The organism is Endozoicomonas ascidiicola (assembly GCF_001646945.1).
GTDB lineage: Bacteria > Pseudomonadota > Gammaproteobacteria > Pseudomonadales > Endozoicomonadaceae > Endozoicomonas > Endozoicomonas ascidiicola.
The window spans coordinates 471,145-495,421 of sequence record NZ_LUTV01000004.1 but is presented as its reverse complement, the minus strand read 5'-3'; the positions used below and the strand labels follow the sequence as shown (position 1 = coordinate 495,421).

Below are 24,277 nucleotides of genomic sequence, written 5' to 3'. Positions count from 1 at the left end.
TAAAGAAAAAGCCTCACCGTTTGGTGGGGCTTTTTTGTTTTCTGTTAAGATCATTCGATAGTCATTATAAAGGTTCATTCCATGAAGTTTGCACTGGCCATCTACGGAGCTCCGGCCAACAGTCAGGCACCCTACAGTGCGTTGCAATTTGCCCGGGCAGTGGTGTCTCAGGGGCATGAGATTGTTCGGCTGTTTTTCTATCAAGATGGTGTGAATGTGGCCACTGGTTTGGCTCAGCCGCCTCAGGATGAAATGAATCTTCCTGATGAGTGGCAAACGTTTGTGCAAAAAAACAAACTGGATGCTGTAGTCTGCATTGCAGCCGCTCTGAGAAGAGGAGTGATTGATGGTCGTGAGGCTGAGCGATACAGCCTGCCGGCTCATAATCTGCGTGAAGGTTATGAGTTATCGGGTCTTGGGCAACTCTTGGATGGTGTTGTTTCTTCCGATCGTTTTGTGACCTTTGGAGGCTGATATGAGTCATTCCATCTGTGTGATCTCAACCCGCGCTCCCTATCACGGTCAGTTTGCCCGTGAAGCTCTGGATGTTGCGCTGGTTTCAGCCTCTTATGATCTGGAAACCCATTTGCTGATGATGGGCGACGGTGTTTATCAGTTAGTCAAAGGGCAGGATAGCAACAGCATTGACCGTAAAAACCTGTCTTCCATGTTGCAGGCATTACCACTTTACGGTGTTGATGAAATCCATGTTGATCAAACGTCGTTGGATGAACGTGGCCTGAGCCTTGATGATCTTCAAGAAAGCGTTACGGTACTTTCTGCCGATGAATTGCCACTATTTATTCAGCAGCATTGCAGGGTTGTGAATTTCTGATGAAAACACTGCACACCATCAATAAAACGGGCCAGCCTTTTGAGAACTGCCTGCGAAGTGTCGCTGAGGGCGATACCATCTTACTGATTGAAGACGGAGTATATGGGCTGCTGGTTGGCAAACGACAATTAGAAACTATACGTTCCACCTGCAAGCTAATAGCCATGAATCAGGATCTTAAAGCCCGAGGTATTCATGCCCCTGACGATTGTCTCGCCATAAACTATGAGCAGTTTGTGGAGCAAAGCTTGGAGCATGATAAAGTAATTTCTTGGTTTTAGTTTATATTATCCAATCATATTGGTGGTTGTTTTTATTCTGCAACAACCACCTGCAAAGTTAATCAGTGTTGAGGAATCGCCTTTGAACGCCCCTGTTGCTGCAAAAATACCGGTCACCATCGAACAACACGGACAGACACGTATCGATGAATACCAATGGCTCCGTGATGAAAACTGGCAAAAAATCGTGGCAGGGGATCTGGATTTTAAAAATACGGATATTCTGAAATATCTTGAAGCAGAAGCCACCTATAAAGATGAGCAGATGGCAGATTACCAGCCGGTCCGTGAGTCACTGTACGATGAAATTCTTTCCCGAATTAAAGAAGACTACCAATCCTGGCCAGTGAAGAAAGGTGATTATTTTTACTACTATCGTGAAGAAAAAGGTAAGAACTATCCTATTCTCTGCCGTCGGCACACATCCATGGAAGCTCCCGAAACGGTGTATATGGACGTTAACCAGGAAGCCGAAGGCAAAGAGCTATTTATGTTTGGTCCGTCGGTCACTAATCGGATTAATAGCTTTCTGGCTTATGGCTTTAACTTGACGGGCTCTATGGATCGCACGATTAAAGTGCGCAACCTTGAAACCGGCGAAGATCTGAACTGGTTCTTCCCAAACAGCACCGGTTCTATTCTCTGGGCAGACGATGAACACCTATTAATTGTTGAGCGCGATGAACAGGCCAGAGGACGCGATATCTATCGGGTCAATATTCATAAAGGACCAGACGCGAAAGAGTTGGTTTACTCAAAGCCCGATGAATTCGACAGTATGTTTTTATCCCTGGGAGAAACGACAGATCGAGACTATCTGATGGTTTACCTGAACAGCGGCTCCAGCCAAGTCGTATATGTCTCTCCTCGAAAGGCGTTAGATTTCCAACTGTTTGCCCATGGTAAGGATGATGTAGTCTTTGATATTGATCACTATCGGGGGGATTTCTATATTCTCACGAATCTTCATGAAGCCCATAATTTTCAGCTGTTCAAAACCAGTGTGCAGCAGTGGGGTCAGACAGCGTGGCAGCTAATCCGAAAGGAGAGTGAAACCACCAGTCTTGATGAAATCCATTTTTACAGTCATTACCTGATCATCGAACAGAAAAACAATGAACGGGGGTTGAATGAGCTGATCGTAGTGGATATGGAATCGGGTAAAGAACACTTGGTTTCCATGCCAGATGAAGCTTATGAACTGGATTTTTCCGGCGATTGGGATCATAACGCCACCAAAGTCAGGCTGGATTACTCTTCTCCTATTCGCCCGGCAACGGTGCTTGAACTCGATTTAACAACGGCCTCCACAACGCATTTATACACCCGGGAAACCCCAAATTTTGATCCGGAAAACTATGAAGTTCGTCGTGAATATGTGAAGGCGCGAGATGGCGAGCAGGTTCCTGTGACGATCATTCATCAGAAAGGTCTGACTCTCGATGGTGCCAATCCGTTAATGGTATACGGCTATGGTTCCTATGGTTTTGGTATGACGGCGGGTTTCTCATCCAAACTGTTCAGTCTGGTGAATCGTGGTTTTGTTTACGCTACTGCACATATTCGGGGCGGAGATGAGAAAGGGTATAGCTGGTACCTTGATGGAAAAATGCGACATAAACTGAATACCTTTTACGATTTTATTGATGTGACGGAACACTTGATTGATCAGGGTTATGGTCAAAAAGGGCAGGTTGCCATTAATGGCGGCAGTGCCGGTGGTTTGTTGATGGGGGCTGTGACCAATCTCCGGCCAGATTTGTTTGGTGCTGTGGTTGCTGATGTGCCGTTTGTTGATGTGATTAACACCATCAGTGATGCTTCTCTGCCATTAACGCCACCGGAGTGGGAAGAGTGGGGCAACCCTGTCGAGAACTCCGGTGACTTTGACTATATTATGCAGTACTCGCCTTACGACAATGTTGAGGCAAAAGCGTATCCGCCCATGTTGTTTAACTCGGGTATTTCTGATGAGCAGGTAACCTATTGGGAACCCGCAAAAATGGTTGCCCGACTTCGTGATCGAAAAACAGACGACAACCTGTTGCTACTCAATATTAATATGCATGCTGGTCATGCCGGCGCCAGCAAACGTTATGAGTGGATTGATGAAGAGGCGTTCAATTACGCTTTTATTCTGAAGTGCTTTCGTATGAAGTGATTGCTGTCGTACACTGACTGAACGTTTAAACCGAATAATAATGTGGGAGGTTTTACTCTCCCGCCTCACTCTATAGCGGGAGCTCTCATCATGGGTATGGAAATAACCGCCATTGTCTTCGTCGTACTGATTGGCGTGCTGATCACTACCGGTGTCAGAATCGTATCTCAGGGATACAATTACACTGTCGAACGCTTTGGAAAGTATACGCGCACTCTTACCCCCGGGCTGCATGTCATTGTGCCGGTGGTTGATGCTATCGGTAAGAAAATAAACATGATGGAGCAGGTGCTGGATATTCCGCCCCAGGAAGTGATCAGTTCCGACAACGCCCAGGTCACTACCGATGCCGTGTGTTTTTATCTGGTTCAGGATCCAGTAAGGGCCTCTTACGAGGTCAATGATTTGGATCGCGCCATGAAGAATTTGGTGATGACTAATATTCGTGCGGTACTCGGTTCTATGGAGCTGGATGAAATGCTCTCCAACCGAGACCGGATTAATGAGCGACTACTGACCAAGGTTGATGAAGCCACTGACCCGTGGGGTGTGAAAGTGACGCGTATAGAGTTGCGTGACATCGCACCACCGGCCGATCTGGTTGAATCCATGGGACGCCAGATGAAGGCGGAGCGGGAAAAGCGCGCACAGATTCTCGAAGCAGAAGGCTCACGGGAAGCGGCCATCAAAGTGGCCGAAGGTGCAAAGCAGGCGCAGATTCTTAAGGCAGAAGGTGCATTAGAAGCGGCCAAACGTGAAGCGGAAGCCAGGGAACGTCTGGCAGAAGCCGAAGCAGTGGCCACCAGTCGTGTATCCAAGGCCATTGCAGAAGGTGATCACCGGGCCATTAATTACTTTGTTGCTCAGAAATACGTTGAGGCGCTTAAAGATGTGGCTTCTGCAGACAACAGCAAAATTGTCATGATGCCTTTAGAGGCCGGCAGTTTGATCGGTTCTATTGCCGGTATCAAGGAGCTGGTTGGAGACGTTTCACAACGGAAGGATGGCTGATGGATATAGCAATGTCTTTTGAACCCTGGCACTGGCTTATTCTGTTCTTTGTTTTTCTGGGAGCAGAAGCTTTGGGCGCTGGTGGCTTTTTATTAGGCAGCGCTGTCGCTTCGGCATTAGTCGCGCTGATTCTCTGGATTTCCCCCGATGTGAGTTGGCCTGCTCAGCTGATGTGGTTTGGTATTGGCAGTCTGCTTTTTACGGTGGCTTATTGGAAATTTTTCCGCAAAGTAAACAATAAGAGTGATAGCCCTGAACTGAATAACCGTGCGCTGCAGCTGGTTGGCAGAACGGTTTTGCTGGATCACGACCTTCCGGCAGGTATCACTAAACTCCAGATCGGCGATACGTTCTGGAAGGTTCAATCGGATCGATCAGTTGCACGGGGCCACAATGTGATCGTGACTGGCTGTCAGGGGATGGTACTTTTAGTGATCGAGCAGGGTTGAGACTGAACCCGTGTTTCTTTATCCTATGCGCTCTTCAAAGGCTGTTTGTTTGATATACAGCCAACCTTCTCTCCGGCAGTGTTGATCATGGCTGTCGGGAAGTCCGATTGATCATTTCGCAGGATGTTTAAATGCAACCCAGTTCTGCAGCCATGCCGGCTGACTCTAAAAGTCATGTCGTCCAGTGGCTATTTGTTGTTTTGATGATCTACCTGCTGCTCGCCGCGGTAGGTATGATCGGATCGGGATTCAAGTGGGCGTCTGGTGGAGCAGACGGCGCACGTCAACTGTTTGCTTTTGCGACCAATCCAATCATGGGGTTGGTGACCGGTGCCCTTGCGACTGCCGTCGTGCAATCATCCAGTACAGTAACGTCCGTTATTGTGGGTCTTGTGGCCGGTGGTTTGCCCGTCGAAATGGCCATTCCCATGATTATGGGGGCAAACATTGGTACAACCGTGACCAATACTCTGGTGAGTATGGGCCATGTTGGCAAGAAAAAAGAGTTCCGTCGTGCGTTTTCAGCGGCAACGGTTCACGACTTTTTTAATTTAATGGCAGTGATGATTTTCCTGCCACTGGAAATAATGACTGGCTTTCTCGCCAAAGCGTCTGATTTCCTGGCGTCACTCCTTATGGGCGGCGGCACCTACAGCATGAAAGGGCTGGATTTCGTCAAAGTACTCACCTCACCAGTGGTTGATCTATTTAAAGGTCTGTTCGGGTCGTTGCCTGATCTCTGGGGTGGCGTCAGTCTTGCGCTGACCGGGCTTGTTTGTATCTTTATCTCCATTATTTTTCTGGGTAAGTTGCTTAAGCACTTGATGGTTGGCAAAGCCAAGCAGATTTTGCACAAAGCCATTGGCCGTGGTCCGGGAACGGGTATTTTCTCCGGTATGATGATGACCATTGCCGTACAATCGTCTTCTACTTGCACGAGTCTTATTGTGCCGTTGGCGGGTAATGGCATATTCAAACTCAAAGAGATTTATCCATTTACTCTGGGTTCGAATATCGGTACGACCATTACGGCGTTGTTAGCCGCAACCGCCGTTCAGGGGGCAATGGGCTTCTTTGCTCTGCAGATTGCCTTGGTGCACTTATTATTTAATGTGTCTGCTGTCGTGCTTATTTACGGTATTCCGTTCCTGAGAAAAATACCACCGACAATCGCACGACGATTTGCCCAGAAAGCCAGCCGGAATAAGTGGATGGTTTTGGCCTATGTTATCGGCGTATTCTTTATTCTGCCCGCTATTTTGATCGCGTTTACTGCTTGAGGAGACAATCATGCCAACACTCAAGGAATACAAGGCACATCGCAAAGAGTTGAAAGCTCAGATTAAAGAAGTAAAGGCGACACTAAAACGGCTGGAGAAGGAGCTGGAATCGGAACGTCTGGATATGCAGCATGAAGAAATCGATCATCTTGATGAGTATTTCGATCAGGCAGAGCCGCATCTGATGGATGTGAAAAAGCTGGGCGTATCTGCCATTGATGATTTTAAAAAATCCGTTGCCAAATTGATGGGATCCATCACTGGTTCTGGTAAAAAGTAATCATAAAAAGAGGGGAACTTAGTTCCCCTTTTGTCAGCTTTCTATTGGTGCAACAACGCAAAACACAGCATTCCCAGTACGACAGTAATGAGTGTGTTTTTCGTCAGTTTTGCCAACAACACGACGATGACGCTCGCTACCAAATAATGGTTATCAATACTGATGCTCAGTTGCTTTTCAGGAAAGAAGACAATGGGTGTTGCAATGGCGGTGAGTACGGCAGGTGCAGAAAAGGTCAAGAGTTGTTGTACGTTTTGAGATAAGCGCAGCGGTAACCATGGCTCCATCAATAGAAACCGACTTCCGTATACTAATACCGCAACGCATAACAGAATGGACCATGTGTTCATTCGTTACTCCCCTCAAAAGAACGCGCATACAGAAAACCAACCAACATGGCCACGGGCACTGCAATCAAAAGGCTGGGTTGAAAGTGAAGGTATTCGCTGATAATTGATACCACCGTGGCCGTGAGCACGCAAAGCAGTACAGAACCCTTTTTTATCATGGGTATTACTAATGCAATGAATGTGGCGGCGATGGCGAAATCAAGCCCAAGGCTATCAAGGTCGTCTATCTGTTCGCCGGCGATAATGCCGACCAGAGTGGCGATGTTCCAGCCCAAATAGAAAAACAAACCACCTCCCAAGGCATACCAGCGATCAAACTTAGGATGCTGTCCGGGGTTGGCGATGGCAAACAACTCATCGGTCAATAGAAAGCCCAGAGAAAGTCGCCAGCGAAGGGGGAGCGAACTGATCTGGCTTCGCATTACCATAGAGTAAAGAAAGTGCCGTGAAGTAATAAACAGCACCGAAATAAGAATACTGGCGATCCCCGCTCCGGCTTGAATCATGCCCATGATCGCCAATTGCACCGCACCGGCAAAAACGATGGCAGAAAAACCCTGACTTTGCAGTGGATCAAGGCCTGATTCAATGGCCAAAGAACCGGTTAAAATCCCCCAGGGGATAACGGCAACAATAAGCGGTAGTATGGCGATAGCCCCTTTTATAAAGGCTTTTACCTTGTCATTGCCGCAGGAATATTGAACGTATTCAGCCTGATTCATGGCTGGTTATTACCTTTAGGAATGATGGAATCCAATAAATACGAGAGATTAGACATCAGTGAGTGGAATTGGTTTTATTATTGGTGAATTTGAGCAGCGCCATTGTACAAAATAAGTTTCCGGCAAGGCCAGCAATTAACCCACCGGCGGTATTGATATGCTCAGGCGCCCATTGTTTCCATAAGATAAGACTGATCAGGCCGGCCAAGCAGGGAAGATAAAAGTGACGCTTTGGCAGTTGATGAATGAATAGGGCTACAAAAAGAGGGGGGAGAATGGTGGGCGCCCAGATTTCGAACGTCCCTAACAGCACATCCAGAATATCATTAGTATTGATTGCTATCATGAACGCCATACTGCCGATGACCAGTGTTGCTGCTCGGCCAAGGAATAACTGACGTTTCTCCGTTAAATTTTGTTTGAATGCGGGCATAATATCATTAGCAAACGCGATGGCAGCGGTGTTCAGATAACTGTCGCAGGAAGACATAACCGCAGCCAGTAAACCGGCTATTGCCAGCAGTTTTAACCAGAAAGGCATCGCCTCTATAAGGATGCTGAAGGTTTTGTTTCCGATCTGATCTGGCTCCATAGTGAAAGCAGTGAACCCGAGAAGTGCTGACAGGGCGACAACGAGAACAACGACGAAGGCGGTCAGGACTAATGCTCTTTGAGATTGCTGATAACTTCGAGACATAGTGACCCGTTGAATGGTAATTGGAATCAGAGCATCACCAAAAATAAACCCCAGAAAAATGAGAGGAATTGAACTGAAGGCCTCTGAACGAGTTCTTTGGATGACGGTGTTTGGTGCTGAAATAAACCAGTCTGGATTGGTTGTATTGAGGTGGTAAACGCCCCAGGCACCCAGAGCGGTTAATGCCATTAATAAAACTAACGATTGGATAACATCGGTATACACCACCGAATATACGCCACCCAAACAACTATAAATAATCACGCTGGCGGTCAGAACCAGCGCAGCTTCGAACTGCCAGGTTGGAATGATCATGGCAACCACCCGCTCCACAGCGAGCACTTGAGCGGTGACGATACCGGTACAAAACAATATCCAGATAAAACCACTGATCAATCGTACGTCACTGCCTGAATACGTTTTACCTAATATTTCCCCCGTGGAGAGACAATGTCGCCATTGGTAGATCCTCGGCGCGAGACAAGCAACAACCAGCAGCTGAACGGCAAACCCCAGACATCCCAAAGGGTATTCCCAGGCGCCAACATAGGATTTTTCTGCATTGCCGAGAATGACACCGGCGCCCACACCACTGGCAAGCATGGTGCAATACATACCAAAGGTGCCAAATGAATTCTGGCTAAGGGCAAAGCTTTTGAAACTTTGCACAGTTTTTATTTGTTTAACGCTGATAAGGATAAACAGTATGGGGATGGCAAAAATTATGATGGTGATCATTGATTATTCTTTGGTTGCATCTACTTGGTCACGGGGCATTTCATGGTTTCAATAATAAAAAGTAGATGTTTTAACTCGTTTATTTATTTTTTTATTTCACGATGAGAATGGCGAGATGTAACTGTCTGTAAGATTTGTGACCGACTTTGATGTTGATTGTTATTTAAACTGTTAGTATTCGTGACGGTTTCAGCGTTCTGCTAAGTAAGGATATTAGCCCAAGGATAAGTACCCAACCATATGAAATCATATTTTCTGACTCATTGATCAGGCTCTCTGACTGCGTTGCAACTCTGGTCACATAGCTCGCTATGCTCCCGGCGTTGCGCCTTGCAGAGAACCTGATCAGCAAGCCAGAAATTTCGATTCCATATGGCCGGGTACTTAATGGGCAAAAGAAACCGCTTGGTAAACCGTGAGACATATAATAATGATAAAAAGAATCACCGTTGCTTTTAGTCTGTGTCACTTTCGATTTATTGATTCCTCGTTGCTTCGTTTTGTACTCCCAGGTTTTCTGGCTCTCGTCATGAGCGGTTGTGGGCAGGTTGAGTCCAGCGTTGTTATCGATGAAATTCCGCTACTTTCCGATAATCTTGTGGTACAGAAAGCCTATGAGCGTTGCGTTAATAATACCCATGAAGAGTTGGTACGCAATGCTGGTTTTCAAGACAGTTCCGCAATGACCGATGATGTTCGCGCAATTATGTACTCAGGTGTGGTTCAAACCTGCGAATCAGCGGTGGTCATTACCTGTGATAAATCACTGAATACCGATTCCTGTAATATCATTCTCGATATTTATAAGTCTTGAATCAGATCGAAATCCGGCTCCACTTTCGGGCATTCCATACAGCCATAAAACTGATGGAACTGATTAACCGTTGAATAGTGGTGACTGCCCAAAAGGCGGTCAGTCCCAGCCCCAGCTCTGGCCCAATCAGCCAACAGACGGGCAGTAGTAGTAACCATTGCAATAAGAAACGAATGTATAAAACCACCCGATTAGCACCAGCGCCCAGTAATGCCTGAATAAAAACCAGAGAGGGCGCGTCCAGTATTAATCCGATGCCGGTCAGTTGCAGCGGAATTTTACCAAGTTGAACTAATGCCGGATTATGCAGAAAGAGAGCAAGCACTGTCTCAGGCATCAGCAGTAATGGCAGGCTGAGCAGAAGCAGGCTGGCAGAAGCGGTATACATGGTTTCCTGTCCCCATTGCCATGCTCGTTCAGGTTCTTGAGCGCCAAGACTTTTGCTGACCAGTGTATTAGCAGCCATCCCCAGTCCGAGTCCGGGCAGGATCAATACCAACGAAATATTCATCAATACATGGGCCACCGCCATGGCGGATGTCCCCATTTTGGCAACCATAGCGAACAGCAGCATCATTCCCAAAGCGAATAAGGTTTGCTGCAGTGAGTCGGGGATGATCAGTTGCATCAGTCGTTTAAAGGATGACAGGTTGCCCCATTGCGATAATAAGCCACTGGCTTTTGTTTGTTGCTTTACCTTGATGAAGTTAAGGAGGGCGCAAAGGTACATCGAAATTAGAGTTCCTAATGCGGCCCCTTTAACGCCTAATGCCGGTAAGCCAAACTTTCCGTAGATCAGCAAATAGCTGATCACGACATTGCTGATATGAGTGATCACCAAAAGATAAAGAAATGATCTGGGTTGACCCGCGCCATTCCAGAACCCCCGAAATGACAAGATCATCGCCGCCGCAGGCAGTGACAATACACGTATCTGAAAGTAAGCAATGGCATCGTTGGTGAAGGAAGCGGTGTCGGAGTGATAGATCAGATTCAGTAACCAGGGGGCAGCTAAGGCTAATAGCAGACTCAATGGCAGTGCAAATAACACTGAAAGTAATAATCCATGATTGATCGGGACAATGCATTCTGCTGTTCGCCCGGCGCCATCTCTTCGAGCTACCTGAGCTTGAATCCCGGCAGAAAGGCCAGCCAGTAAGGATAATGCAACAAAATTGGCATAACTGCCGGCACCCACGGCAGCCAGGGAGGCTTCACCAAGGGGACCCACTAACGCCGTATCTGCCAGATTGGTCATGCTTTGAGAGAGCATGGCCAGCATGATGGGCAATCCCAATTTGATGATGGTGGTTAGCCTGTGTTTCAAACTGACTCCGAACTGCTAATAGCTGATAAGCGTTGGTGAAGAGGTTTAGATAAGAAAATGGAGGATTGGTTTCAGTTTGGTCGTCATTCTCTGAAAATAAGCGGGGCAGAGTGCTTGCCCCTGAGGACATTAGTCTGCCAGATTGGGCCGTAACCAGCGAACTGCCTTGTCAACAGACCAGCTTTTACGCTCTGCGTAGGGCTCCAGCTGTGTTTGATCAATCTTTCCCAGACCAAAGTACTTGGCTTCCGGGTGAGAAAAGTACCAACCGCTGACACTGGCTGCAGGCAGCATGGCAAAATGCTCAGTGAGGGAAACGCCGCTGTTTTCTTCCCCTTTCAACAACGTAAAGAGCGTTTCTTTCTCCGTATGATCCGGGCAGGCAGGGTAACCCGGGGCCGGGCGAATACCTGCATACTTCTCTTTGATCAGTTCTTCATTACTCAGTGTTTCATCGGATGCGTAGCCCCAATAGTCTTTCCGGACTTTTTCGTGCATGTATTCAGCAAAGGCTTCGGCAAAACGATCCGCCAGTGCTTTCACCATAATGCTGTTGTAATCGTCACCGGCATCTTCGTACTGCTTAGCCAGTTCATCCGCACCAATACCGGCAGTGACGATAAACCCGCCCACATAATCCTTCAATCCGGTGGATTCCGGTGCAACAAAATCTGCAAGGCTGTAGTTGGGTTTATCTTCAGGCTTTGGAGCCTGCTGACGCAAATGATGTAGATGACACACGACGTCTTCACGGCTCTCATCTTGATAGACGGCAAGGTCATCACGGTTGACCTGGTTTGCTGGCCAGAAACCAATCACCGCTCGAGCACCAATCAGCTTGTCATTAACCAGTTTATCAAGCATCTCCCGGGCATCGTGGTAAAGACTGGTGGCCGCTTCACCCACCACTTCATCCTGGAGGATTTTTGGATATTTGCCCGCAAGATCCCACGTCATAAAGAAGGGCGTCCAGTCAATGTAGTCCACCAGTTCGGATAGAGGGAAGTCCTCGAAGGTTTTTACACCGGTAAAAGCAGGCACTGGTGGTACATAGTTTTTCCAGTTAGGCGTAAAGGCATTATCCAGTGCCTCTTCATAACTGAGCAGTGCTCTTTTATTGTTCCGCTTTGCGTAGCGGATGCGAATTTTTTCGTATTCACTGCGGGTTTCAGTGACTAGCTCTGTCTTGAGAGTGTCGCTCATCAATCGGGTCGAAATGCCAACACTGCGGGAAGCATCGGTTACGTAAATGGCAAGGTCATTCTGAAACTGAGGCTCAATTTTTACAGCGGTATGAGCTCGTGACGTAGTTGCACCGCCAATCATTAATGGAATTTCGATATTCAAGCGCTGCATTTCGCTGGCCACATGAACCATTTCATCAAGGGATGGAGTGATCAATCCGCTCAACCCGATGATATCAACGTTCTCTTCTATGGCGGTTTTTAAAATAGTGTCACAGGACACCATAACCCCAAGGTCCACCACCTCAAAGTTGTTACAGGCCAGCACGACACCGACAATATTTTTACCAATGTCGTGTACATCGCCTTTTACGGTGGCCATTAAAATCTTGCCATTTGAACGACTGATGCCGCCTTTTTCCTCTTCAATAAATGGAATCAGGTGCGCCACTGCCTGCTTCATGACGCGGGCGCTTTTAACCACCTGAGGCAGGAACATTTTACCGGCGCCAAATAGATCGCCTACTACGTTCATGCCGTCCATTAACGGCCCTTCAATCACTTCGATTGGGCGGTTGGCTTCCAATCGAGCAGCTTCAGTATCGTCAAGAATATAGGAGGTAATACCTTTAACCAGAGAATGTTCCAGTCGTTTGCTGACAGGCCATTCACGCCATGCAAGATCTTCTTCTTTTTTAACGGAAGAACCGCCTTCACGATATTGATCTGCAATAGCTAGCAGTGCTTCGGTGCCTTCGTCAGAACGGTTTAGAATGACGTCCTCTACCTTGTCACGAAGCTCACGGGGAATCTCTTCGTAAATCTCCAGCTGGCCGGCATTCACGATGCCCATGGTCAGGCCGGCTTTAATAGCGTGATAAAGGAAAACCGCATGAATGGCTTCACGAACGGGGTTATTGCCTCTAAAGGAAAAGGAAACGTTACTGACGCCACCGGAACTTAAAGCGTGGGGCAGGTTATCCCGGATATACGTCGAGGCATTAATAAAATCCACGGCGTAGTTATTATGTTCATCAATACCAGTGGCAACGGCAAAGATGTTTGGATCAAAAATAATATCCTGAGGTGGAAAACCAATGTCGTTAACCAGAATGTCATAGGAGCGCTGGCAAATTTCAATTTTTCGAGCTTCGGTATCCGCCTGACCGGTTTCATCAAAGGCCATAACCACCACCGCCGCACCGTAATTCCGGCAAAGGCGGGCGTGCTGACGAAAGGCGTCTTCGCCTTCTTTCATGCTGATGGAATTAACAATGCCTTTGCCTTGAATGCATTGCAGACCTGCTTCAATCACATCCCACTTGGAGGAATCCACCATGATGGGGACTCTGGAAATATCCGGTTCAGAAGCAATCAGATTCAAAAAGGTGACCATGGCCTTTTTGGCATCGAGCATCCCTTCATCCATATTGATGTCGATGACCTGAGCGCCGTTTTCCACCTGATTCAGGGCGACTTCCAGAGCCGTGTCGTAATCTTCTTCGATGACCAGTCGTTTGAAGCGGGCGGAGCCGGTGACATTACAACGCTCACCTACGTTGACGAACAATGAGTTTTGATCAATGTTAAAGGGCTCGAGGCCACTTAAACGACAGGCAACAGGGATTTCAGGAACTTTACGACCAGCAATGGTCGCCATTTTGTCTGCAATGGCTTTGATATGTGCAGGGGACGTACCACAGCAGCCACCAATAATATTAACCAGTCCGGATTCCGCAAACTCACCGACAATCTCTGCCATTTCGTCCGGCGTCTGATCGTATTCACCAAAGGCATTGGGCAGGCCGGCATTGGGGTGGGCGCTGACAAAGGTATTTGCGCAGTTTGAGAGGTCTTCCAGATGTGGACGCAGTTCGGAAGCCCCGAGCGCACAGTTTAAGCCGACGGAAATTGGCTGTGCATGTTCTATGGAGTTCCAGAAGGCTTCCGTTGTTTGACCTGATAATGTACGACCAGAGGCGTCTGTAATGGTGCCGGAAATCATAATCGGTAAGCTAAAACCCAGCCGATCAAAAAGATCTCGCACCGCAAAGATAGCGGCTTTGGCGTTTAAGGTATCAAAAATGGTTTCAATCAACAGAATGTCTATACCGCCTTCAATCAGTGCGATAGTTGCTTCCTGATAGGCTGTAACCAGTTCATTGAAGTTGGTGTTGCGGTATCCCGGATTGTTCACGTCCGGTGAAATAGAGGCTGTTCTGTTGGTTGGGCCAAGAACACCGGCAACAAAGCGGGGGTGATCTGGATTATTGCGAGTAAATTCATCCGCCACTTCCCGGGCAAGTCGTGCGGCTTCACGGTTGATTTCCGGCACCAGAGATTCCATCTGGTAATCCGCCATGGCAATGGTGGTGGAGTTAAACGTGTTGGTTTCAAGAATATCTGCGCCGGCTTCTAAGTATTCCCGGTGAATCTGCTGAATAATGTCAGGCTGCGTTAATACCAGCAGGTCGTTATTACCTTTGACATCGCAGGGGTGATTGGTAAAACGTTTGCCCCGGTAGTCTTCTTCGCTGAGCTTGTAGCCTTGGATCATGGTTCCCATGGCGCCATCAAGAATCAGAATGCGGTTTTCCAGCTGCTGTTTTAAGTTCGATAAAGCTGTTTTCTGTGTTGGGGTTGCTTGAAGCATCGATAGCGAACCAATAGTTATTGTTGGTACGCTATGGTATCAGAAGGGGTGAAAGAGCACTAATTCAGTACCCATGGTTACTGGTGGTTATGGACAAAAGCCCCGGGGAATTAATCTATTTCAAAGGTTCAAAACTAGGCTGGCTATAACCTTGTAGTCGCCTCTTCTTCCTCAGAGATTGAATTTTTTGTGTCAGTCAGTTGTTTGTTTGATACTACTGACTACTTCACCATCCTCAATTGGTCTTATATTGGCTTCAGACAGACAGCAACTGGAGGTGGGAATTCGATCTGCAATTGTCCCTATTCCGCGAATAGCCCCTCTGAACAGTACTGAAACTAGCATGAGGATAACAAGGATATCGGATGTCTGAAAGTCGGAGGGAAGAAATTGCGTATCAATCCCGTGCTCTGCTTCGAGTTCGCGCACTTCCATCAGAGTACCGGTTGTTCCGCTTGCAATGTAACCGTAGCAGCCAACACCAACGGCGGCCAACAAAATACTGACTGCCGTCTTTGTTCGATCTTTTTCGGGTATAAGAGATTTAGGATCGTGCAGGCAGTTAATAATCAGATTCAGTATTGATTCACCAAATTCATACATATATAACGAAAGAGCAACACCTTGAGCCGTATAGGAGCCGATATCAACAAAATTATCCAATGCAGGGTAGGGAGTAAGTGTAAAATTATTGGCATTCATAGTGCCATTGACGGAAGAAATATTGAGTTGTGATAATTGTTCTTCATAGAAATTCATTTTTTGGCTGGCCGAAAATACACTGCCGAATACCCACATACATAGAAATGTGCCTGTAAGTTGTACGGACACTTTGGCCAATGCAATACTTCTTACCTTTAATGTGTTTGTTCTAGTGTTGTCAACGGTGTCACCACTAATGAGTTTTACCAGATCACTGGCTAGATTATTTGAATTACCTGCAATAGCTCGAAAGGTCGATTTAAGCTTATGTCTTTCTGATCGTGGCATGCTTTCAATACTTTCAGTGAGAATATCCTCAAGTTGTTCAGGGGTGATGGATCTGTTCAAAGTTTCAGAGATTTGCCAGCTTATATTCTGAAGCTGTTTATCGCTGTGATTACGTCCATGCAAAAGGGTCAGTGTTGGAGCGGTAAGGCTTCTAAAGAGCTCTGGCATAACAATTAACGGCATCATGCCTTCCACGAGACCATTGCCGACACCGACAGCCGTGCCAAATTTATCAAGAGCTTCAGGCGATAAATTGGTGTTTTTTAAAATACCCTCTATACCAGATTTTGCATTTTTCGCATCAAGTACTGTGGTTAGAGCTGCAAATGCCATTGAAGGAAATATGACGCATTTCTTAAGAAAGGTTTTGAGAGGCATATTACGAAAATTCTTAACTCCTTCTCTTAATGTTTCCAGGCAGTTTTTATTATTACTGTCCTTTTTTTCAGCAAGCCAGTTTTCGAATCTTTTATAAATTTCAATTGCACTACCAGTATACATGGCCCCAGGTGCGATTGCTGCCGGAAGTGCTGCGAGTTTGCTCAGTGCCAGACCTGGATCACTAAAATCAGCGTCTTTCGTGATTCCAAGTAAATTGATGGTTGCAAGCACGGCCATGCTTGAAAATAAAATGATTTCTAAAGCAAGTTTTCCTGTTCCTAAAGAGGTGCCCGGGCAGGTATTTTCGGCTTTATCAAAGGCTGCAATTTCATTAAGCGCGACTTTGGCTAAATTCTGCAAGGCTTCTTGTTTGTCTTTCTTGCTGCCATCGATGGAATTAAGTAAATCGCGAAGTACACTTATATCATGTTGAGTTGGTAGTTGAATATCCTCTAGATTATTGGCAGAGTTATAAGGCAATAGTTTTTTTAGCTCGTGTCCGCAGTCTGATATGTTAATTTTGTTAGTATTATCAAGCAAAGGGCTACTGCTGTTGCTATCTACTTTGTTGTCAGAGCTGGTTGAAACACTACGATTTGTAGCAGTCTCTTTTTTGAGGGATTGAGGTGTAGTGGGTGACGTGTTGCTATAAGATTGATGTTGGATTGTTATGTTATTTTGTAGATTCATTAATGCTAATCCAGAGTCTGTTGGTTATGTTCATTCTTAGGGTAGACATTAAGGAAGGATTTACCCACTATTTCCAAGGGCTACAGATATTTCAATCTGCAAGAGGCTGCCAACTTAAAGACAAATGTGGGGCGAAAGCTACGTCTTATATCTGGTGAGCCAACTGATTCCGATATCGGGAAACCTCTGAAATGCATGCGACACAAGGAAACTTCCTTAATGTCTACCCTAAGTATGTTCATTAAAGTTAATAGACTCTGGAATAATGAAAAAGAATATTAACCAATTAATTAAAAATATTGAGTAATGAAAATGTTATAAGGAATCATCCGGGTTTTTAGCAACTATTGACACCTGCTCTATGGCCACACCATTCTCCCTGCAGAATTGAGAAAGCTCTTCCTGAGGATTTCGGTCATATTGAATATCGTAAACAATGCGCTTTATGCCCGCGGCCAGAAGGTTTTTAGTACACTGGTCGCAGGGGCTATGGGTCACATAAGCCGTTGCCCCTTCAATGGGGGTTCCCAGCCTGGCAGCCCAAATAACTGCGTTTAATTCAGCATGAATTTCATGGCGCAAAGACCAGGTGTGGTGTTCTTCATACTCTGCATCATTACAGTTGACGTATCCGGAAGGCGTACCATTCACTCCGGTGGAGAGAACACGGCCACCCTTCACCAGCAGACAACCCACCTGCAGGCGAACACATTTCGACAGTTTGGCCAGAGAGTGGGCCATTTCCATGTACACGCTATCGCTCATTGATTTTGCTACCCGAATGCAAGTATAAAAAAAAGCGGGCACATTATATTCATAAGCGTGCCCACTTTTGATGGTAACAGAATCAGGCGGCTTGTGGAGTAGCGGTCGTCGCTCCGGTTCTCATAAGGCATAGGCCAGAAACGGCAACCGCAATTAATGTGATGGCAGAGAGTGATAGTGTGCCTGCTTCTGGTAGAAAACCAATCAAGGCGCTGATTAACGTAGCCAGTAACATTTCGATAAAGAAAATCATGCCCGCAGCGGTGCCCATATTTTCAGTCATGTGTTCAGTAGAACGTGCCTGGCACAACGGCATAAATAGCCCAAGACCTAACTCATAAATGGCAATCCCGGCGACGTATCCAGAAACGGATTGACCGTCTGTTAATAGACCACTGGCCAAAGACACCATTGCTCCCACAATCAGAAGGCTGCCGGCAAATAATGTACTTTGGCTGCGACTCATTTTGGCGGTTATTTTTGGGCCAAAAGAAGCACTGATCAAATAACTGGCAATCGCAATGGCAAACAAATAGCCGTAAGTCGCAGGTGATACGCCCAGCTGACCGATGATGACGAATGAGCCACCGGCAACAAACACAAATGCGCCGGCAAATGCAGCGCCAGCGGCGATGGTAAAGCGCATGTAGCGAACATCGGTCAGGACTGCTTTATAGGCTGTCAGTACAGATTGCTTTGGTTGGTCATGGTTTGTTGCGACTTTGAACTGTTCAGGTAACAGTGTTAATGCGGCAATGGCGATGATAGCCATACCTGCCATGGCATAAAAGCTGTATTGCCAGCCTGCAAATTCTTGGAGATAACCACCGGCAATCGGTGCGGCCATTGGGGCAATGGTTAGACAGGCACCAATATAGGCAAGCATCTTCACTTCCATTTGATCATGGTAATAATCTCTGGCCATCATTCGCGCCACTGCGGTTCCGAAGCAGCCAAAAACCGCCTGGGCAAAACGTGCGGCGATGAACAGGTAAATACTGTCGGTCCAAAGGGTCACTGCGGTGGCGACAAGATACAGGGAGTAACCAAATAACAGGGTGTTCTTTCTGCCAAAACGGTCTGCCAGTGGGCCAACGATCAGCATAGACACTGAAAAGCCCAGCATGAATAGGCCAACACTCCACTGAGCGATGGTGGAAGTGGTGCCAAAATGTTCTGTGATGGCTGGCAGTGAGGGCGTAAAAATATCAATGGACACAGGCCCGACGATCGCGAACAGCGTCAGCAAAATCAGGACAAAGGTCGGATGTTTTTCAGGAGTCAGGTGTCGCATGGCTTTCCAGTGGCAGATCAATTAATGGCGCAGGATGGAGTATAGGTGCGATCTGAACAATCCGTGTTTATGCCAATCTTACATAGCTCTATTTCGTTTTTATGAGTAATGATATATAAACATCGCAATAGTCATAAAACTGTGTGATAGCATGATCCCGATATTTTCATGACAAGGTCGTTCATGGAGAGAGAAGATTGAATTATTTGAAAACAACACTGCGTTTCTTTCAAAGTCAGTTCCTGAAAGTCAGCTGGATTGCGCTTTTGCTGGCTTTTTTTCTGCATTTCCTTATTTCCTGGTGGTTGATGTGGCTGGCGGACGAAGCGACGTTACTGTCCATTGATCAATGGTTTTATTTCTATGTGACCACAACCACAACCGTGGGCTACGGTGATCTGAGCCCACAAACCTCACTTGGTCGTGTATTGGCAGCCTTTTTTCTGCTGCCCGGTGGGGTTGTGATTGCTGCTGCCATTCTTGGGAAGTTGTCGTCTTATTTTATTGCTGTCTGGAGAAAAAAAATGCAGGGCAGGGGAGATTATTCAAACCTCGAGAACCATATTGTTATTTTTGGCTGGCATTCCCGCCACACCAAACGAATGATTGAATTGATCTACGGTGACAATAAGCGAGAAGACCGGAAAGTGTTGTTGTGCGCGACGGAGGAAATGGATAACCCCTACCCGGAGAAAGTGTTGTTCATCCGTGGCGAAAGCTTGAATGAACAGTCATTGATACAGCGTACGGGCGTGGATAACGCAGCTCGTGTGGTTGTGTTTCGAAATACGGATGATCAGACGTTGGCAACGTGCCTAACGTTAGCCGCATTAAAAACCAATGCGCACATCGTTGCCTGGTTTGAAAACGATGAAATGATAACGTTACTAAAATCCCACTGTCCTGAAATCGAGTGCCATAGCAATATTTCCATGGAGTTATTGGTTCGTTCTGCTCAGGATCCCGGGTCATCACGTATCCAGCAACAGTTGTTGTCTACCTTGGTGGGGCCTACCCAGTACAGCGTAAGAGTTCCTGACGACTTTAATGGAACTACCTTTGGCCGTTTGCTGGAATTCCTAAAACTGAATCATGAGGCCATTGCCCTGGGCGTTGCGGATTCGGCGACGGGGAATGATCTACGATTAAACCCTTCCAGTGGTGCAGAGGTCACGGCGGGGCAGGTTGTTTATTATATGTCGGCTCAGAGAATTCATTGCGGTGAAATTGACTGGTCCCTGTTGTAAATAGAATGTTGTGAGTTGAATGTTGTAGCTAGAAACCATTTTCTGACAATCCAGGCGTCATAGTCCGCATTCCTGTCCTATACTGCTTTCCTCAGCAATGTATGAAAATACAGTATGAAAATATGGTTTCTGATGTTGAGGATGCGGTTGTGGACAGCCCCACTACTGAACGACGTAAAGAGTATAAAGCGCTCTTTATCGTTGTCGTTCTACTTTTCCCCATAGTGACAATTTCCTTGATCAGCGGGTACGGTTTTCTCGTCTGGTTTTCGCAGATGATCTTTGGTCCTCCAGGACACGGTTGATTTCTTTACCTTCTTCCCGCGGACTAAATGGTTATGCAGCTGATACGTAAGGCTATCTGCTGGTTGTTGGATATATGGAAAACATTATCCAAGCCGGCAAAATATCTGAGTTTGGGCACCATCGCGATAGCGTCGTTTTTGATGGGTATTATTTTCTGGGGTGGTTTCAATACGGTATTGGAGCTAACGAATACCGAAGCATTTTGTATTTCCTGTCACAGTATGCGCGATACGGTCTACCCGGAATTGCAGGAAACCGTGCACTGGAGTAATCACTCGGGTGTTCGGGCGACCTGTCCTGATTGTCATGTACCTCATAACTGGACTCATAAGATTGCCCGGAAGATGCAGGCGTCAAAAGAAGTGTGGGGCGCCATATTCGGCACTATTGATACACCAGAAAAATTTGAAGCGAAAAGGATTGAACTGGCATCACACGAGTGGGCTCGTCTATCGGCCAATAAATCTCTGGAGTGTAAAAATTGCCACAGTTACGCGAGTATGAAGTGGGAAGATATGTCGCCACTGGCGCAGAAACAAATGAAAGCGGCAGCTGAACGGGATCAGAGTTGCATCGATTGCCACAAAGGAATAGCTCATCACCTGCCAGTCACTGACGGACGATCTCACCTTTTATTGTCTGCAGTCAGTATCACTATTCCAGAGGTTGGCAAAAACTATTACGCAGTGCTTCAAAAACCCTTGTTTATGGATGCCACCAGTAAAGAGGAAGCCGGTGTATTAAATGTGGCTACTGAAATCACCGTTACGGATAAAGAGAAAGATCGGGTTAAATTTCGGTTGGAAGGTTGGCGTAAACGCATAGGTACTGGCCGGATCATTAACGAAGATTTCGGTATAAATATTCGAGAGGCTGAGTTAATCAAAGAGGCTGCTCAATCGGACAGTGTCGTGCAAGTGCTGGAAGAGAAAGTGGATGATGTGACGGGCTTGACCTGGCAGAAAGTCATTGTTGATATTTGGACTGGCAGCGGTGAATTGACGGATAACGTGGCCGGTATGTGGGATTTTGCCAGTACCACTTATCGAGAATCCTGCAGCCAGTGTCACAGCCAGCCCGAGGTGGCTCATTTTGACGCAAATACCTGGCCTGGCATGTTTAACGGCATGATTGCCTTTGTGAATATGGATGATGACACACAGCATCTTGTGTTGAAGTACTTGCAGCTTCATTCATCTACCTATGCTGACCCTCATCATGCCAGTCGATCAGAACAAAAAGCAGAACAAAAAGAGTCAGCAGATTCAGCCGCACGATCCATGTTGCCATCTGAGTCTGTCCAGCCAGTAGCAAACCGTTAAATAGGAATTGGTGATTGATTATGACCCTTAAGCGTCGTCGTTTTTTACAAGGCGCACTGGCCGCGTCAACATCAGGCCTGCTGCCTTTTTCTGCACTGGCAAAGGAACAGAAAAATCAAGATCCGGCAGACAGTTTGCTGGACGACGGCTGGCGGGTAACCGGTTCGCATTTTGGTGCATTTCGAGCTTATCGTAAAAACGGGATTGTTACGGATATCAGACCTTTTGAAATGGATCAAAATCCCACAGACATGCTTAACGGTATTGCCGGGTCGATTTATAGTCCTTCACGCATTCGTTACCCCATGGTCAGGGAGGCTTTTTTAAAATATGGGCATAAGGCAGAACGAAAAACTCTGGGTGATAATCGATATGTGCGGGTGACCTGGCAGCAGGCTTATAACTTATTAATTCGAGAGTTGAATCGTATCCAAACCGACTACGGTCCGTGGGCACTGTATGCCGGACAAACGGGCTGGAGAGCAACCGGTCAGTTCCACTCTTCAACAAACCATATGCAAAGAGCGATCGCCTTGCATGGGAATTTCATCCGAAAAATTGGAGATTACTCGACAGGTGCCGCGCAAGTTATCTTGCCTTATGTGCTTGGGTCAACGGAAGTCTATTCTCAGGGTACCTCATGGCCGTTGATACTGGATAATTCGGATCTTATCGTCATTTGGGCCAATGACCTTCTGAAAAATTTGCAGGTTGGGTGGAACTGCGAAACCCACAGCGGCATCGGGTATCTCAAACAGCTGAAAGAGCGGATTAAGGACAAGAAAATCCGAGTGATCAGTATTGATCCGACGGTATCGAAAACTGCTGACTTTTTGGGCATTGAAACGGTCTATGTCAACCCGCAGACCGATGTGCCGCTGATGCTGGCTATTGCCCATGAGATGATTATCAATAAACGATACGATGCAGAGTTTATTCGTGGCTACACATTAGGCTTTAAAGAGTTCAAAGCCTATGTCAAAGGTGAAACGGACGGTACGCCGAAATCCCCTGCGTGGGCGGAACCCATTTGTGGTGTCAGCGTCAGCAAAATAAAAGAGCTGGCGGGTATAATGACCGCAGGGCGAGTTCAGATTTTGATGGGCTGGTGTATCCAGCGACAACAACACGGGGAGCAGCCTTATTGGATGGCGGCAGTACTGGCGTCAATGATTGGGCAGATTGGCTTGCCCGGTGGCGGTATCAGTTATGGTCACCATTATTCATCCATTGGTACACCGTCGTCTGGTGGCTCTGGGCCTAACTCCTTTCCGCTGAATCCTCCTGAAGACGTACCGCCCATTTTTGATAATGATGACTATAACGGCTACTCCAGAGTGATACCCGTGGCACGCTGGATTGATGCGATCCACGAGCCGGGTAAAGTGATCCAATATAACGGCAGCGAGGTGACGCTACCGGATATTAAAATGATTGTGATTTCTGGCAATAACCCCTGGCATCACCATCAAGATAAAAACCGGATGAAGTCCGCTTTCAGGAAACTGGAGTGTGTGGTCACTGTGGATTATGCCTGGAACGCCACCTGTCGTTTTTCGGATATTGTATTTCCCGCCTGTACTCAGTTTGAGCGGCATGATTTGGATTTATACGGTTCATACGCACAGCGGGGTGTGCTGGCTATGCAAAAACTGGTGGAACCATTATTTGAATCCCGCTCAGACTGGAACATCTGGCGTGAATTCAGTAGCCGAATTGGACGACACCAGGAGTACACCATGGGGCGGGATGAGTTTACCTGGTTGAATTTCTTATACGATGGCTGTCGCAGTAAAAATAAAGGCAAATTCGATATGCCGGATTTTAAAACCTTCTGGCAGGAAGGGTATTACGATTTTGGCGCTGGAATCCCTTGGGTAAGGCATGCAGAATTCCGTGATGACCCAGAAATACACCCATTAGGAACGCCCTCTGGACTGATTGAAATCTATAGTCGAAAAATTGCCAGATACAATTATGACAACTGTAAAGGGCATCCTTCATGGATGGAAAAAGCCGAGCGAAGTCACGGAGGTCCGGGATCTGATCGTTTTCCCATAGCGCTGCAATCCTGTCACCCTGATAAACGGCTGCACTCTCAGCTTTGTGACTCCACTGACTTTCGGGAAACTTATTCGGTTCAGGGCAGAGAGCCTGTTTATATGAATAAACAGGATGCAAAGAAAAGAGGGATTAAGGATGGTGATCTTGTTCGAGTCTTTAATGATCGTGGAGAATTGATTGCGGGTGCTGTCATTACTGAACGATATGCTCCCGGTGTCGCCAGAATTCAAGAAGGTGCATGGTATGCACCTGTCAATGCAGAAATCGGCTCCGTTGATACCTATGGTGATCCAAACACGGTAACGCTTGATATCGGCACATCGGAGTTAGCCCAGTCATGCTCCGCTTTTACCTGTATTGTTGAAATTGAGAAGTGGAAAGGGGCTATGCCAAAAGTGACTGCTTTTGGCGGGCCTAAAGTGGTTGAAGTCTAATG

21 protein-coding genes are annotated in these 24,277 nt (G+C 46.8%); 13 read left to right on the top strand and 8 right to left on the bottom strand.

The features are described from left to right. Nucleotides 1-81 precede the first annotated feature (81 nt). From tusD to AKL11_RS12795, 8 genes are all read left to right on the top strand, one after another. Nucleotides 82-474, top strand: a complete 393-nt coding sequence (gene tusD / locus AKL11_RS12830; RefSeq protein WP_067518002.1) for a sulfurtransferase complex subunit TusD — start codon at nucleotides 82-84, stop codon at nucleotides 472-474. A 1-nt stretch (nucleotide 475) separates the two neighbouring features. Next, nucleotides 476-835 carry a sulfurtransferase complex subunit TusC gene (tusC, locus tag AKL11_RS12825; RefSeq protein WP_067518000.1) on the top strand — a complete coding sequence of 120 codons (360 nt, stop codon included), beginning with the start codon at nucleotides 476-478 and terminating at the stop codon, nucleotides 833-835. Next, a complete protein-coding gene (gene tusB / locus AKL11_RS12820; protein WP_067517998.1) occupies nucleotides 835-1,116 on the top strand; it encodes a sulfurtransferase complex subunit TusB in 282 nt (93 codons plus the stop codon). The genes tusC and tusB overlap by 1 nt, the downstream gene beginning before the upstream one ends. A gap of 82 nt (nucleotides 1,117-1,198) precedes the next feature. Then, on the top strand, nucleotides 1,199-3,277 hold the full coding sequence (locus AKL11_RS12815; protein ID WP_157673548.1) for a S9 family peptidase: 2,079 nt from the start codon (nucleotides 1,199-1,201) through the stop codon (nucleotides 3,275-3,277). A gap of 90 nt (nucleotides 3,278-3,367) precedes the next feature. Next, entirely contained in the window at nucleotides 3,368-4,288 is a 921-nt protein-coding gene (locus AKL11_RS12810; protein WP_067517996.1) for an SPFH domain-containing protein, read from the top strand. Continuing rightward, nucleotides 4,288-4,737, top strand: coding sequence for an NfeD family protein (locus tag AKL11_RS12805; protein ID WP_067517993.1), 450 nt, complete (start codon nucleotides 4,288-4,290; stop codon nucleotides 4,735-4,737). The genes AKL11_RS12810 and AKL11_RS12805 overlap by 1 nt, the downstream gene beginning before the upstream one ends. Before the next feature lie 131 nt (nucleotides 4,738-4,868). Next, a complete protein-coding gene (locus AKL11_RS12800; protein ID WP_067517991.1) occupies nucleotides 4,869-6,017 on the top strand; it encodes a Na/Pi symporter in 1,149 nt (382 codons plus the stop codon). A gap of 10 nt (nucleotides 6,018-6,027) precedes the next feature. Beyond that, nucleotides 6,028-6,297 (top strand): hypothetical protein, encoded by a 270-nt coding sequence (locus tag AKL11_RS12795; RefSeq protein ID WP_067517988.1) that lies wholly within the window; start codon nucleotides 6,028-6,030, stop codon nucleotides 6,295-6,297. 41 nt (nucleotides 6,298-6,338) lie between these two features. Here AKL11_RS12795 and AKL11_RS12790 read toward each other — a convergent pair whose 3' ends face one another. Genes AKL11_RS12790 through AKL11_RS12780 form a run of 3 tightly spaced genes read right to left on the bottom strand, consistent with a single transcriptional unit; the run spans nucleotide 6,339 to nucleotide 8,804 of the window. Further along, nucleotides 6,339-6,647: an AzlD domain-containing protein gene (locus AKL11_RS12790; protein WP_067517986.1), complete on the bottom strand. Its 309-nt coding sequence runs from the start codon at nucleotides 6,645-6,647 to the stop codon at nucleotides 6,339-6,341. Then, complete coding sequence (locus AKL11_RS12785) at nucleotides 6,644-7,369, bottom strand: AzlC family ABC transporter permease (protein WP_067517984.1); 726 nt, start codon at nucleotides 7,367-7,369, stop codon at nucleotides 6,644-6,646. Before AKL11_RS12785 ends, AKL11_RS12790 begins: the two co-directional genes overlap by 4 nt. 55 nt (nucleotides 7,370-7,424) lie before the next feature. After that, a complete protein-coding gene (locus AKL11_RS12780; RefSeq protein ID WP_067517982.1) occupies nucleotides 7,425-8,804 on the bottom strand; it encodes a sodium:solute symporter family protein in 1,380 nt (459 codons plus the stop codon). A 430-nt stretch (nucleotides 8,805-9,234) separates the two neighbouring features. Between AKL11_RS12780 and AKL11_RS12775 the strand changes: the two genes are divergently transcribed. Continuing rightward, complete coding sequence (locus AKL11_RS12775) at nucleotides 9,235-9,618, top strand: hypothetical protein (RefSeq protein WP_067517980.1); 384 nt, start codon at nucleotides 9,235-9,237, stop codon at nucleotides 9,616-9,618. A gap of 1 nt (nucleotide 9,619) precedes the next feature. On the opposite strand, the gene AKL11_RS12770 is transcribed toward AKL11_RS12775, so the two are convergent. From AKL11_RS12770 to AKL11_RS12750, 5 genes are all read right to left on the bottom strand, one after another. Further along, on the bottom strand, nucleotides 9,620-10,945 hold the full coding sequence (locus AKL11_RS12770) for an MATE family efflux transporter (RefSeq protein ID WP_157673547.1): 1,326 nt from the start codon (nucleotides 10,943-10,945) through the stop codon (nucleotides 9,620-9,622). Nucleotides 10,946-11,074: 129 nt separating this feature from the next. Further along, nucleotides 11,075-14,782: a methionine synthase gene (gene metH / locus AKL11_RS12765; RefSeq protein WP_067517975.1), complete on the bottom strand. Its 3,708-nt coding sequence runs from the start codon at nucleotides 14,780-14,782 to the stop codon at nucleotides 11,075-11,077. Nucleotides 14,783-14,974: 192 nt separating this feature from the next. Beyond that, nucleotides 14,975-16,843, bottom strand: coding sequence for a hypothetical protein (locus AKL11_RS12760; RefSeq protein ID WP_067517973.1), 1,869 nt, complete (start codon nucleotides 16,841-16,843; stop codon nucleotides 14,975-14,977). Nucleotides 16,844-17,158: 315 nt separating this feature from the next. Further along, on the bottom strand, nucleotides 17,159-17,608 hold the full coding sequence (locus tag AKL11_RS12755) for a deaminase (protein WP_067517971.1): 450 nt from the start codon (nucleotides 17,606-17,608) through the stop codon (nucleotides 17,159-17,161). A gap of 82 nt (nucleotides 17,609-17,690) precedes the next feature. Next, complete coding sequence (locus AKL11_RS12750) at nucleotides 17,691-18,902, bottom strand: multidrug effflux MFS transporter (protein ID WP_067517969.1); 1,212 nt, start codon at nucleotides 18,900-18,902, stop codon at nucleotides 17,691-17,693. A 206-nt stretch (nucleotides 18,903-19,108) separates the two neighbouring features. Here AKL11_RS12750 and AKL11_RS12745 point away from each other — a divergent pair, with 206 nt between their 5' ends. The 4 genes from AKL11_RS12745 to torA all read left to right on the top strand — a co-directional run bounded on the left by AKL11_RS12745 (nucleotide 19,109) and on the right by torA (nucleotide 24,275). Next, nucleotides 19,109-20,149, top strand: a complete 1,041-nt coding sequence (locus AKL11_RS12745) for an ion channel (RefSeq protein WP_157673546.1) — start codon at nucleotides 19,109-19,111, stop codon at nucleotides 20,147-20,149. Nucleotides 20,150-20,250: 101 nt separating this feature from the next. Beyond that, on the top strand, nucleotides 20,251-20,454 hold the full coding sequence (locus AKL11_RS12740) for a periplasmic nitrate reductase, NapE protein (RefSeq protein WP_366556856.1): 204 nt from the start codon (nucleotides 20,251-20,253) through the stop codon (nucleotides 20,452-20,454). A 33-nt stretch (nucleotides 20,455-20,487) separates the two neighbouring features. Next, entirely contained in the window at nucleotides 20,488-21,777 is a 1,290-nt protein-coding gene (torC, locus tag AKL11_RS12735; RefSeq protein ID WP_216636557.1) for a pentaheme c-type cytochrome TorC, read from the top strand. Nucleotides 21,778-21,797: 20 nt separating this feature from the next. Then, entirely contained in the window at nucleotides 21,798-24,275 is a 2,478-nt protein-coding gene (torA, locus tag AKL11_RS12730) for a trimethylamine-N-oxide reductase TorA (RefSeq protein ID WP_067517963.1), read from the top strand. Nucleotides 24,276-24,277: the final 2 nt, after the last annotated feature.